Origin of the sequence: Rummeliibacillus suwonensis, assembly GCF_007896435.1 — a bacterium.
GTDB lineage: Bacteria > Bacillota > Bacilli > Bacillales_A > Planococcaceae > Rummeliibacillus > Rummeliibacillus suwonensis.
This window is the reverse complement of the sequence record NZ_VCBL01000001.1, coordinates 2,489,278-2,502,051: the sequence shown is the minus strand read 5'-3', so window position 1 is coordinate 2,502,051 and position 12,774 is coordinate 2,489,278. Positions and strand designations below refer to the sequence as shown.

The window sequence follows — 12,774 nt, the reverse complement described above, 5'->3', positions numbered from 1 at the left end:
AAATGAAAGAACTATTTCCAAAAGAACATGTAATGGGCTTTATCGGTTCTCTTGTTTTAACACTCGCAGCCTTAACCGTAGTGATGTTTAAAGGAATGTCGAACGGTGTTGCTCTGACTATTCTGATTGTAACAGCTGCTGCTCAAGCACTTGTTCAATTAGTTTTGTTCATGCATATTGGTGAAACAGAAGATAAGAAATCTTTATATATCACAATTATTTACTCCGTATTAGTTGGTTTAATCACTGTATTTGGTACATTGTTAGCAATGGTTTGGGGATACATGTAAATCGACAAAGAAAAAGCAACTCAGCATGTGTTGAGTTGCTTTCTTTTCACATATTATTGATATATTGTTTTAGTAATATGGCAAGCCAATTTAAGTTATTTGTAACAAGATTGGATGACATGCCTAATAGTATAGCCTTGCGAGGATGTTCTTTTTGCAATTCTTCCATGATTAACTCGAAAGTATCCGTTATAAAGGAATCATCTATATACTGCTCTTTACATTTTGTTATTTCATCTAGGATATCTTCTTTTTTGATAAGAACATGATTTTTAGGATCTTGTTCATACATTTCCTTTGTGATCAATGGTGTCAAATCCGCATGAACCAATACATCAATCCTATTTACCAAAAATTTACTCAATTCATAATAATCTACGGACTGTTTTTGTAGTACAATAAACTCAGCATAACCTTTCATCATACCACGGATACATATCGATAGATCATATTTACTTTCTTCTATTTTTGAACCATATATGTCTTTTAAAAGCAGTAAAGTGATTTGATCGGCAATTTTACATTGTGTTTGAATGTTATTGATCACTTCTTTATCAACAATATTGATAAGCTCACGTGCATGTGTTGAGATAAAGGGATAATTTTTTTCAAATAACTTAAAAGATAACACGAAATATTGTCTTAGTTTCTCCTTAGGCTCCGTTTGCAAATTTATAAGCTCTTGATATTTTGATATCATATCTTGAATAAGGTACTCAAAAATCGCGATGAGCAGTTCTTCTTTTGATTTAAAAGAAAGATAAAAAGCGCCTTTTGATATGCCACATGCATTTGTAATGTCTTGAATAGAAGTTGAGGCAATCGAACGTTCAAATAAAATCTCTATAGACTTTTCAATAATAAGATCCCGTTTTGACATATTTTCACTCTTTCTATAATGATAGCTATACTATGGTTTGACTTTTGACTCTTTAGTCATTATTATATTGAATTGTGACCAGTAAGTCAAAAATCGTGATAAATGAGTATAAAAAGGACGGTGTATGAATGAATTCGCTAATTAAATTTGTATTAAAGAATAAGCTTGCAGTATGGTTGTTAACGATTATTATTGCAGCTGCTGGGGTATATGCAGGATCAAAAATGAAATTAGAAACGATCCCTGATATTTCAGTTCCTGTCGCAACAGTAACAACTGTTTATCCAGGGGCAACACCTCAACAAGTAGCCGATGATATTTCGATTCCGTATGAAAAAGCAGTTAACCATTTAAAAGGTGTTGCAACTGTTTATTCTAATTCATATCAAAATGCTTCTAGTCTACAAATAGAGTTTGAGTATGGGACTGATATGAAAGAAGCAGTAAGTAATATTAAAGAAGTACTTGAAAAAGTAGAGCTTCCAGATACTGCTGAGAAACCAACTGTTGACCGTATTAATATTAATGCTTTCCCAGTTGTTGCATTAAGTGTTGCCAATAAGGATCAGTCGATTGCAGAGTTAACAAAGACGACTGAAGACTATTTTGTACCTAAACTAGAAGGTGTTGATGATGTTGCATCTGTAACAGTATCAGGCCAACAAGTTGAAAAAGTAGAACTTACTTATGATCAAAAACAATTAGCTAAATATGGCTTAACCGAAGATTCCATCAAACAATATATCCAAGCAATGGATACAAAAGTTCCATTAGGTATCTTCCAATTTAAAAATGAAGAACAATCAGTTATTGTTGATGGAAAAATGACAACGATAAAGGATTTGAAAGATTTAGAGATTCCAGTAGCAACACAAAGTGCTGCTTCAGGAGCTCAAGGGCAAGCTTCACAAGCACAAGGTGGAACCCAGGTTGCACAGCAAGTTCCACAAGCAAAACCATTTGTAAAATTAGGAGAAATCGCTTCTATCAAAAAGATTGGGGAAGTGGAATCCGTTTCACGTACAAATGGACAATCAGCGATCGCTGTTCAAGTAGTCAAAGCACAGGACGCCAATACAGTTGATGTTGTTAATGATGTAAAAGATGCTGCGAAGAAGTTTGAAAAAGAAAACAAAGGAATGGATATCGAGGTAACACTCGATCAAGGACAACCAATTGAGGAATCTGTTCAAACGATGCTTGATAAAGCTCTATTTGGTGCGATTTTTGCAGTAATCATCATCATGTTGTTCTTACGTAATATTCGTTCAACCATTATTTCTGTTGTTTCTATTCCAATGTCATTATTAATCGCAGTTGTTGCATTAAAACAAATGGATATTTCATTGAATATGATGACATTAGGTGCGATGACCGTTGCGATTGGGCGGGTAATCGATGACTCGATTGTTGTCATTGAAAATATCTATCGAAGGATTTATCTTGAAGGCGAAAAGCTGCATGGACGTGCATTAATCCGTGAGGCAACGATCGAAATGTTCAAACCAATTTTAGCTTCAACCGTTGTAACAATTGCTGTATTCTTACCTCTTGGTTTAGTAGGAGGAATGGTTGGTGAGCTATTCTTGCCATTTGGTTTAACAATGGCATTTGCTTTAATTGCATCCTTAATCGTTGCAATCACAATTGTTCCGGTTTTAGCACATACACTGTTCAAAAAAGAATTATATGGTAAGAGAAAAACGAAAAAAGAAGAACATGGCAAACTGGCAAAAGGATATAAACGTATTTTATCATGGGTATTAAATCATAAATGGATCACATCTATTGGCTCTATCGTTATTTTAGTAGCAAGCTTATTCTTGGCTCCACTTGTTGGTTTTAGCTTTTTACCAGATGATGAACAGAAAATGGTGTACTTAACCTATACTCCTGAGCCAGGTGAAACGCGTGATAAAGTGATTGATGATGTTGAAGTAATCGAAAAAATGGTTATGGAAAAGAAGAATGTTAAAACCGTTCAATCTTCTATCGGTGGCTCTAATCCAATGATGCCAGGTGCATCTAACGGAGCATTAGTCTATGTTATCTATGATTCAGATACAGACAATTTTGAAAATGTAAAAGAAAAACTTGTCAAAGAAGTTCAAGATAGCGGTCAAAAAGGTACATGGAAGAGTCAAGATTTCACATCAACAGGTTCAAGCAATGAAGTTTCATATTCTGTTTACGGTAATACAATTGAAGATATCAAACCGGTTGTCAAAGATATAGAAAAAATCATGAAGAAACAAGACAATCTAAAAGATGTTAAATCTTCATTAGCCGAAAACTATGATGAAAAAACATTGGTGATTGATCAAGATAAGGCAAAAGTTCTAGGCTTAACAACTGGACAAATTGCCATGGCGATTAATCCAAACACACAAACAGAAGTTTTAACTACTGTTACAGAGAATGGTAAAGAACTAGATGTAAATGTGCATAAGGAAGCAGCTTCTCCAGATAAATTCCAAGAAGTTTTAGATGAAGAAATTGATACGCCTGTGGGCAAAAAAGTAAAAGTTTCTGACGTAGTGGATGTAAAAGAAGGAACAACTTTAGCTGAAGTTAATCGTAGTAAAGGTAAAATCTATGCTAGTGTAACAGCTACTGTAACTTCTAAAGATATTACAAAAGCATCGTCAGCTGTCCAAAAAAATATTGATAAACTAGATTTACCTAATAGTGTAGAAGTTGATACGGGCGGCGTTACAGAAGATATGAAAGAAGCCTTCACAAAATTAGGCTTAGCGATTGTTGCTGCAATCGCGATTGTTTACTTCACATTAGTGGTTACATTTGGTGAAGGTCTAGCACCATTCGCCATCCTATTCTCACTACCATTTACAGTAATCGGTGCATTAGTTGCCTTATATATTTCAGGAGAAACGATTGGTGTATCATCTATGATTGGTTTGTTGATGTTAATCGGTATCGTCGTAACCAACGCGATTGTATTAGTAGATCGAATTATTCATATGGAACACGCTGGTATGCCGATGCGTGAGGCAATCTTAGAGGCAGGAGCAACTCGCTTACGTCCAATTTTGATGACTGCTATTGCAACAATTGGTGCATTAATTCCGTTAGCAGTAGGTGCAGAAGGTGGCGGTCTTATTTCTAAAGGTGTTGGTGTAACTGTTATTGGTGGATTGATCAGTTCAACGATTTTAACACTGGTCATTGTACCTTTGGTATATGAATTAATTTCAAGGATCTTGAAAAAAGATCGTGCTCATGAAAATAAAGAAGATTAAATGATCACCATTCACAAAGTCAGCTTTTGTAGAATAATCTACAAGAGCTGGCTTTTTTTATATGTTTTTATGCATAAATGAGAGCAATCACTCATGAATATTTATCCCACTTTAACGGGCAGTAAAGATCCTCATCTCAAGATTTAGAGAGAAATGAGAAAGATAGATGGGGGATCAAACTGCCCGTAAAAGTCCGATTGGTTCGGTCCAACAAGATGTTGGTCCCTCAGGTGTTGCCACAGGACGTGGCGCTTTTAGCCTGAGTTCTTCTATTTCAGTGGGGGATGAAGAAAACCCTCCTGATGGAGTTTCACTTTATTGATATCCTGTTGGCTTGCTTGGAAGTTTGCGACTTATTCATGCAGGATAAAATATCATATATAGTGCAACAAACTATTGACAATAGCAAAGTACATAATTGATATGATACAGTGTAGAATTAGTTGATTTTTGCTATTAAAAGCTGATGTTTTTCTAGATAAAATCTTTTTCTTGTAAAAAGGAGTCTAGACAAATTTAGAAAATTTTGATAAATTGTACTATATTAGATGGAAAGGGTGGGTTTTGTTATGCAACAGAAAGGACTGCTGTGTTTGAAAGTCTTGGGGCAGGTTGCAATCTTATATTTGCTATCTGAATGCGGAAATTGGATCATGACGTTATTACATATTAAATTTCCTGGAAGTATCGTTGGATTGATCATTTTGTTGATCTTACTTATAACGAAGATTATTCCCGAAAATTGGATTGCGAATGGGGCGGATACATTACTTACGAACATGACATTGTTTTTTATCCCCGTAACAGTTGGTATTGTAGATTACCCTGAGTTAATATCTTGGCAAGGATTGCTGATTTTTGGTGTTATTTTCGTAACTACGATTTTGTCCATTGTAATTTCAGGGAAAGCAACACAAGCTGTAGAAAAATATTTAGAGAAACCATCTGAAAATCAGTTGGAGCCAATTGTCGAAACAGGTTTAGAAAGAATACAGCAAAAAGGGGAGGCATAAAATGTTAGCAATAACTATTTGTGTTGCAACGGTCATTGTATTTTTTCTTATGAAGAAAATGTATGCACGCTTTTATCATCCCATATTTTTTCCTGTATTTACAAGTGCCATTATTATCATTGGTGTATTATTATTATTTCATATTCCATACGAAACTTATATGGTTGGTGGACAGTGGATTAACCGTTTGCTTGGTCCAGCAGTAGTTAGTCTAGCCTTGCCTTTATATAGACAAAGAAAGCTGATCATCAAAAACTATAAAGCGATTTTAACAGGGATTGTAGTAGCTTTAATAGTTGGGACTGGTAGTGCAGTGGCACTTGCAGGCTTGTTTCATTTTAAAAATGAGTATTTGAGAACACTTATTCCAAAGTCAATCACGTCACCTGTTGCTATGCAGATTAGTAAAGTGATAGATGGTAATCCAACATTGGCTGCAGTATTTGTGATCATTACGGGAATCATCGGTGCAATAGTTGGACCGCTTCTCTATAAGATTTGCAAAATCGATACACCTATTGCTAAGGGAGTCGCAATGGGGAGCAGTGCTCATGGCATCGGTGTAGGAAAACTTACAGAATATGGGGAGAAAACAGTATCCATGGGATCTGTTTCCATGACATTAACAGCACTATTAGGGGCAATTTTAATACCTATAGCAGTCATAATATTTTTTTAGAATAAAGTCATTTCCCAGGGAATATACTATTCTCAGGAAAGAAAAGTTGCAGTATATTCCCGATACAGTTTACAATAATACTGTACATCTCTTTACTTAATATCGAGCTAAAGGTGGGACAGCGTATGGAATACTCATATCCATTTTCGATCGATTGGTCTACAGAAGAAATCGTGGATGTTATTGCATTTTTTCAGACAATTGAAAAGGCATATGAACAAGGCATAAAGCGAGAAGAAGTATTATCAAAATATCGCCGTTTTAAAGAGATTGTTCCATCTATGGCAGAAGAAAAAACTATTTTCCGAGAATTTGAAGATGAAAGTGGTTATGGTAGCTATGAAATCGTTAAGCAGACAAAATTGAGTCAAAATGGTACAATTATTAAAGGAACAACAGGCAAACGTAGAAGATAATTAAAAAGCAATCGGTTTACTCAGAATACGAGAAACAGCCGATTGCTTTTCCACTATTTATTTACCATAGTATTGTAAATAGGTAACAATGCATTAAATGTATCTTCTACTTGTTTGGCAAATTCTTCAGAGGATAATTTCACTGCCTTTTCTTTAGGAATTTGCAAGCCAATTAAGAACTCGCCTTTTTTAACATCACGTAAGCGAGTCAAAAGTTTTTCAAGTGAACCATTATGAATTGCTTCACCTAGAGATATGCCAGTTGGATCAAAATGGTCTCCAGAAATATAGAAGTTTTCTGGAAGTTCATTGAAGAGATCTAGATTTTCCAGTAAATTTACCGCTATTTTTTGTTTGGAAGGTGCTTCGTAAATAGCGCATAGAATGATAAAAATATGCGATTGAAAAAGACCAATTTCGAAGTGAGGGAGTGCTTTGTAGCCTCTTTTACTGGGGGCAAACGCTACCCAACTATCAATAGGGGGATTTACTTTTCGTCTAGCGTGTTTGGCGACATGTGGGAAAAATTCATCGCCTATTTTAGTTGAAAAGTATGTACTAAAAGTTGTTCCTAACTCTTCAAATTTAGGACGTACGTTCTCGATAAGTGATGACATACGTTGTTCAAGTCCTGGTATTGTAAAGACATCAAAGTCTTTTTTAGTCCATTTTACAGTCACTTTTTTCTCTCCTTTTTTAACTTTATGTTTATTTTATTTGAAAAGTGGAAAAAAATCTTGTAGAAGGACTTACTATTTATTGCAAAATGAATATAATGTAGAAAATGGTTAGAAAAAATTTATTTTTCAACCGTAATAACCTCAAATTAAAGGAGCTGATCAACATGAAACAAGTCGTTCATATTATTCGTAAAGTGGATTTTGAAAAACAATACATCAAGGGTCTTCAATTAGAAGTGGATTATGAATTAGCCACACTATATGACGCGATGCAATTGAATGATACGGAACAAATTGCTCAAAGTAAGGCGAGGTTGGCTGAAATTCATACGGAACTGGAGGCATTCCATGCGTTCGCCTAGAAAAAGTGCAAAAAATTTGCAGTGACACTTGCTTATCATTATGAGAAGCAGGTGTTTTTTTTGTTATAATGAAAAAAACAAAGATGACTTTTTTGGGTGGAAAGGTGTGAAAAAAATGGGGATCGCTGAAGTTCATCCATTTGCAAAATCGATCATTATGGAAGCAGGGGAACGTATCCGTCATTCATTTTCTGAAAAGTGGAAAATTGAAACAAAGGCTGATGCCAATGATTTGGTCACCAATATAGATCGAGAAACAGAACTATTTTTCATAAAAAAGATTAAAGAATTTGATGCCTCCTTTAAAATTTTGGGGGAAGAGGGCATGGGGGAAAAAATTGATTCGTTAGATGGTGTCGTATGGATAGTTGATCCGATAGATGGAACCATGAATTTTATACGCCAGCACAGGAACTTTGCTATTTCAATCGGTGTTTATGTCGACGGAATCGGAAAGCTTGGCTATGTGTATGACGTGATGAGAAACCAGTTATATTATGGGATAGATGGACAGGGTGCTTTTATGAATGAAGTACCATTAAAGCCGCTCAAACCTATTTCTTTAGAAAAATCGATCATAGGAATGAATGCTATTTGGGTAACTCCTAATAAGAAGATTGAGCATGAGCCTATGACAGATCTTATACGAAGGATTCGGGGGACAAGATCTTATGGGTCCGCCTCTTTAGAAATAGCATCTGTTGCGTGTGGAAGAATGGATGCATATATATCATTAAGATTATCTCCATGGGATATTGCGGGTGGGGCCATCATTGCGAAAGAAGTAGGCGCGATTACTAGCAGCCTCAAAAACGAATCAATTAATCTATCAAATCAGGATACCTTTATCGTTGCGAATCCTGGGATTCATCAGGAAATCATTGAGAATTATATAAAGTTAAAATAGAAAATTCTATTTCACCTTAGTAAGCAGGAAGACCCCCACTGTAAATCCCTGTAAAAGCAAGAGATTAGTGGAGGTCTGCGCCTGTCTGTAAAATCCTAATTATTTCAACTTATATACAGTGTGGGGACGAAGAAAATCCCCACCAATGGAAGCTTCACTTTATAATAACCCTTTGTCACGAAATTGGCGTTTGGTTTTAAATGCTAAGCCAAAAACGACAAATACTGCAACGATTCCTCCGATAATTCCAGAAACGCTACCCACAGCTATAGCCCAACCGATGGAACACATAGCTAAAATACCTGCTAGAGCAAAGATAGCCATGACGATTTTTGCTTTATTATTCATTATAAGCCTCCAAAAAATATATTATGATTCTATTGTTGAACGAAATCATCAGTTTAGCAAGGATTTCATATGGAATCGATAAAAATTTTGAAAAAATAAAGTGAAGTAAGACAATTTTTTCTTTTTATGCTATAATAACAAAGTTATGGACTTGAAAAAAGAATGTGGAGTGGAACAATGACAAAACTAAGAGAAGATCTCAGAAATATAGCAATTATTGCCCACGTCGACCATGGTAAAACAACTTTGGTCGATCAATTATTAAAACAATCAGGTACATTCCGTTCAAACGAACATGTGGAAGAACGTGCAATGGACTCTAATGATATTGAACGTGAACGTGGTATTACAATTTTAGCGAAAAATACAGCAGTTCACTATGGCGATACGAAAATCAACATTTTAGATACACCAGGACATGCCGATTTCGGTGGTGAAGTAGAACGTATCTTAAAAATGGTTGATGGCGTATTACTTGTAGTAGATGCTTATGAAGGTTGTATGCCTCAAACTCGTTTCGTACTGAAAAAAGCATTAGAACAAAAACTAACACCAATTGTAGTTGTCAATAAAGTCGATAAAGATTCAGCACGTCCAGAAGAAGTTGTCGATGAAGTGCTAGACTTATTAATCGAATTAGGTGCGGATGAAGACCAACTAGAATTCCCTGTTGTTTATGCTTCAGGTGTCAATGGAACAGCTTCTTTAGATCCAGATCCAACAAAACAAGAACCTTCAATGAAATGCTTATTTGAAGAAATTATTCGTCATATCCCAGCACCAGTGGATACTAGAGAGGAACCACTACAATTCCAAGTGGCTTTACTTGATTATAACGATTTCGTAGGACGTATCGGTATTGGTCGTGTATTCCGTGGAACCATCCATGTAGGGCAATCTGTATCTTTAGCAAAATTAGATGGCTCAGTGAAAAACTTCCGTGTAACGAAAATCTTTGGTTTCTTTGGTTTAAAACGTGAGGAAATCCAAGAAGCATATGCAGGTGATTTAATCGCAGTTTCTGGTATGGAAGAAATCAACGTTGGAGAAACTGTTTGTCCACAAGATCATTTGGAACCACTACCTCCAATGCATATCGATGAACCAACATTACAAATGACATTTTTAGTAAATAACTCGCCATTTGCTGGTCGTGAAGGAAAATGGGTAACTGCTCGTAAAATCGAAGAACGTTTAAATGAGCAATTACAAACTGATGTATCTTTACGTGTCGAACCAACCGATTCTCCTGATGCATGGACAGTATCAGGGCGTGGTGAATTGCACTTATCAATCCTTGTTGAAAATATGCGTCGTGAAGGCTATGAATTACAAGTATCCAAACCGAAAGTTATTATTAAGGAAATTGATGGTGTAAAATGTGAACCGGTTGAACGCGTCCAAATTGATGTGCCAGAAGACTCGGTTGGTTCTATCATTGAGTCGTTGGGAGATCGTAAAGGTGAAATGCAAGATATGATCAATGAAGGGAACGGACAAGTTCGTTTAATCTTCATGGTACCAGCTCGTGGCTTGATCGGATATACAACTGAATTTATGTCATTAACCAAAGGGTTTGGTATTATTAATCATACATTTGATTCTTATCAACCTATTGCATCAGGTCGTGTAGGTGGTCGTCGAAATGGTGCACTTGTTTCTATGGAAACAGGTAAATCAACAACTTATGGTATGATGCAAGTAGAAGACCGTGGTGTATTATTTGTTGAACCAGGTACAGAAATCTATGAGGGAATGATCGTTGGTCAAAATTCTCGAGACAATGATATTACAGTTAATATTACAAAAATGAAACAAAAAACAAATGTCCGTTCAGCAACAAAAGACCAAACAAACGTTATTAAAACACCAAAAATCTTAACATTAGAAGAAGCACTAGAATTTTTAGATGATGATGAATATCTAGAAGTTACACCAGAATCTATTCGTCTTCGTAAACAAATTCTTAACAAAAACGAACGTGAAAAAACTGCTAAAAAGAAACGTAGTGCTGAATAATATATTTTCACTAGACGGGGAGGAGGTTAATCTTGTTTAAATCCGGTTTCCTATTAAAACTGAATTTTATGCAAGTCGCTACATCTACTTCTACAGATGGTCACGCTCAAGTATTTAATCGTATGTCCGGTGTTGCTCGCTATATTTATGAGAATTCACCGAATTATAAGACGGCAGGTTATATTCTATTAGCGGTTATCTTTGTATTGACTGCAATTGTGTACCATCTTGGATTTGCAAGATCCTCACTTAAACCATGGCAAACAGCTGTTATTTATGTGTTCTTGTTTTTAGGATGTATAATATTAACCTTTCTAGCATTCTTCTTGCCAATGGTAGAGGGATTGATAGTTGCAGCCTTAGTGCTAATCGTCTACAAAGTACGTTTGCGTAGAGATAAGAAAAAAGGGACTACTTCATAAGAAAATCATTTCTATCAAGTAGCCTGTCATATAAAAAGTCCGGATGTTAGAACAGCATCCGGACTTTCAGCCTGTAGATAAACTTGAAATTTCGAGTTTGTCTACAGTTTTTTTAATTAAAATAAATTGAATTGTTTAGGAAATAGGGTTAGTTGATTTCCATTTCAGCCGCATTTTCCACGGGCATGGCTTGTGTCTCCTCGAGGACAGCAGGTTAGGTCACAGAGCTGTTACCACAGGATGTGGCAACGGGCTCTGTTTCTTTTACGAGATAGTTTCTAAATTTTAGAATTCTTCCTCTTCTTGAACAGCATTTCGAATAAAACGAAATTTACCAGTTGCCAGTCTTGCAATTGTCTTTTCAGTAATACGATCGTGACAGGCAGGGCACATATAAGTGTGAATAGGACGATTACGCAGCTTTTTAGCCATTGGTGAAAAGTCTGGAATTTCATTCAGACTATCACAGATAACACACTTTACTCGCATAGTAATTTCCCCCTTATTCTACTTGTATGCCAACGATTCCTTTTATAGGATTTTCAAAGTTGGAACCGTCTTCTAGTAATAAATAGACAGGACCATCTTCTGTCAGCATTTTCCCTTCTTTACTGAATTGGAAAATAAGTTTTTGGGCTTCGTCTATTTTAAAACGATGTTGCGATCCATCAGCTGTTTCAAATACGACAGTCGTAGCATCGGCTGCTGGTTCTGCATTGACGATAAAGGGGGCAATTTTGATGCCAAAGGTACCATTCATCATTTTTTTGCGATCAAATTTACGTTCGGTTTTTAAGGTTGGCGGGAAAGTTGCACCTTCCATAATTTCGCGGGACCAGAACTTTCCTGCCTTTTCGATATATTCTTCATCTGGATCTATTTCTTTTGGTTTTTCGACAAAATAAGTTTCTAAGTCTAGTTTACGATCATCAAAAATCCAAACAGAAGAATCCAATGTTATTGGAAAGTTTACTGCACCTTTAATTTGAATGATGGATTCCATAAGTTCTTCCTCCTCCGATTTGCACTTCATCTAAGTATAACGCTTTTTGCAGGCAGATAGAAAGAATTAATACGATGATTCTTAATTTGAAATATAGATACTTGCAATTTTCTTTTGCAAAAGCTAAACTTTATTAAGATAGATAAGATAGAATTGAAGAAATATCAGGTAATGGGGGCGTCCTCATGGATACAAAATCACAAAGTTCGTATCAGGAGAAAGCATTGGAACTCCTAATTGCCGATGCGGATAAAATAGCAAAATTAATAAGGGTACAAATGGATCATCTTACAATGCCGCAATGCCCATTGTATGAAGAAGTATTAGATACGCAAATGTTTGGTTTATCACGCGAAATTGATTTTGCGGTTAAACTAGGTTTGCTTGAACGTGAAAAGGGAAGAAAAATCCTTGATTCACTGGAAAAAGAGTTGTCTGCGTTGCATGATGCATACACAAAGAAGTAAGCAAAAAACTCAAACACAAAGTTGTTTG

16 protein-coding genes are annotated in these 12,774 nt (G+C 35.8%); 11 read left to right on the top strand and 5 right to left on the bottom strand.

Annotation, left to right across the window (positions count from 1 at the left end; all coding sequences use genetic code 11):
* Positions 1-2 precede the first annotated feature (2 nt).
* Complete coding sequence (qoxD, locus tag FEU33_RS11475; RefSeq protein ID WP_146549498.1) at positions 3-290, top strand: cytochrome aa3 quinol oxidase subunit IV; 288 nt, start codon at positions 3-5, stop codon at positions 288-290.
* Between the two features lie 46 nt (positions 291-336).
* Here the strand turns inward: qoxD and FEU33_RS11470 are convergent, their stop codons facing one another.
* A complete protein-coding gene (locus tag FEU33_RS11470; RefSeq protein ID WP_146549497.1) occupies positions 337-1,170 on the bottom strand; it encodes a TetR/AcrR family transcriptional regulator in 834 nt (277 codons plus the stop codon).
* Positions 1,171-1,298: 128 nt separating this feature from the next.
* Between FEU33_RS11470 and FEU33_RS11465 the strand changes: the two genes are divergently transcribed.
* The 5 genes from FEU33_RS11465 (at position 1,299) to FEU33_RS11450 (ending at position 6,538) form a co-directional block, all read left to right on the top strand.
* A complete protein-coding gene (locus FEU33_RS11465) occupies positions 1,299-4,430 on the top strand; it encodes an efflux RND transporter permease subunit (RefSeq protein ID WP_146549496.1) in 3,132 nt (1,043 codons plus the stop codon).
* Between the two features lie 166 nt (positions 4,431-4,596).
* Entirely contained in the window at positions 4,597-4,752 is a 156-nt protein-coding gene (locus FEU33_RS18835; protein WP_186731389.1) for a hypothetical protein, read from the top strand.
* A 247-nt stretch (positions 4,753-4,999) separates the two neighbouring features.
* Positions 5,000-5,443 (top strand): CidA/LrgA family protein, encoded by a 444-nt coding sequence (locus FEU33_RS11460; RefSeq protein ID WP_186731388.1) that lies wholly within the window; start codon positions 5,000-5,002, stop codon positions 5,441-5,443.
* A 1-nt stretch (position 5,444) separates the two neighbouring features.
* Positions 5,445-6,122: an LrgB family protein gene (locus tag FEU33_RS11455; protein WP_146549494.1), complete on the top strand. Its 678-nt coding sequence runs from the start codon at positions 5,445-5,447 to the stop codon at positions 6,120-6,122.
* 125 nt (positions 6,123-6,247) lie between these two features.
* The gene (locus FEU33_RS11450) at positions 6,248-6,538 is read left to right on the top strand and encodes a UPF0223 family protein (protein WP_146549493.1); all 291 of its coding nucleotides are present in this window, start codon (positions 6,248-6,250) and stop codon (positions 6,536-6,538) included.
* Positions 6,539-6,591: 53 nt separating this feature from the next.
* On the opposite strand, the gene FEU33_RS11445 is transcribed toward FEU33_RS11450, so the two are convergent.
* A complete protein-coding gene (locus FEU33_RS11445; RefSeq protein WP_146549492.1) occupies positions 6,592-7,218 on the bottom strand; it encodes a YktB family protein in 627 nt (208 codons plus the stop codon).
* A 164-nt stretch (positions 7,219-7,382) separates the two neighbouring features.
* Here FEU33_RS11445 and FEU33_RS11440 point away from each other — a divergent pair, with 164 nt between their 5' ends.
* Both FEU33_RS11440 and FEU33_RS11435 read left to right on the top strand, forming a co-directional pair.
* On the top strand, positions 7,383-7,580 hold the full coding sequence (locus tag FEU33_RS11440; RefSeq protein ID WP_146549491.1) for a hypothetical protein: 198 nt from the start codon (positions 7,383-7,385) through the stop codon (positions 7,578-7,580).
* Between the two features lie 115 nt (positions 7,581-7,695).
* Complete coding sequence (locus tag FEU33_RS11435) at positions 7,696-8,487, top strand: inositol monophosphatase family protein (RefSeq protein ID WP_146549980.1); 792 nt, start codon at positions 7,696-7,698, stop codon at positions 8,485-8,487.
* A 159-nt stretch (positions 8,488-8,646) separates the two neighbouring features.
* Here the strand turns inward: FEU33_RS11435 and FEU33_RS11430 are convergent, their stop codons facing one another.
* Positions 8,647-8,835: a DUF5325 family protein gene (locus tag FEU33_RS11430; protein ID WP_146549490.1), complete on the bottom strand. Its 189-nt coding sequence runs from the start codon at positions 8,833-8,835 to the stop codon at positions 8,647-8,649.
* Between the two features lie 177 nt (positions 8,836-9,012).
* Here FEU33_RS11430 and typA point away from each other — a divergent pair, with 177 nt between their 5' ends.
* Both typA and FEU33_RS11420 read left to right on the top strand, forming a co-directional pair.
* Positions 9,013-10,854, top strand: a complete 1,842-nt coding sequence (gene typA / locus FEU33_RS11425; protein ID WP_146549489.1) for a translational GTPase TypA — start codon at positions 9,013-9,015, stop codon at positions 10,852-10,854.
* Positions 10,855-10,883: 29 nt separating this feature from the next.
* A complete protein-coding gene (locus tag FEU33_RS11420; protein WP_370467683.1) occupies positions 10,884-11,276 on the top strand; it encodes a YlaH-like family protein in 393 nt (130 codons plus the stop codon).
* A gap of 285 nt (positions 11,277-11,561) precedes the next feature.
* Here FEU33_RS11420 and FEU33_RS11415 read toward each other — a convergent pair whose 3' ends face one another.
* Complete coding sequence (locus tag FEU33_RS11415; RefSeq protein WP_146549488.1) at positions 11,562-11,765, bottom strand: YlaI family protein; 204 nt, start codon at positions 11,763-11,765, stop codon at positions 11,562-11,564.
* A gap of 13 nt (positions 11,766-11,778) precedes the next feature.
* Positions 11,779-12,279 (bottom strand): peptidyl-prolyl cis-trans isomerase, encoded by a 501-nt coding sequence (locus tag FEU33_RS11410; protein WP_146549487.1) that lies wholly within the window; start codon positions 12,277-12,279, stop codon positions 11,779-11,781.
* A 185-nt stretch (positions 12,280-12,464) separates the two neighbouring features.
* On the opposite strand from FEU33_RS11410, the gene FEU33_RS11405 reads away from it, so the two are divergent.
* A complete protein-coding gene (locus FEU33_RS11405) occupies positions 12,465-12,746 on the top strand; it encodes an Fpa/YlaN family protein (protein WP_146549486.1) in 282 nt (93 codons plus the stop codon).
* Positions 12,747-12,774 lie beyond the last annotated feature (28 nt).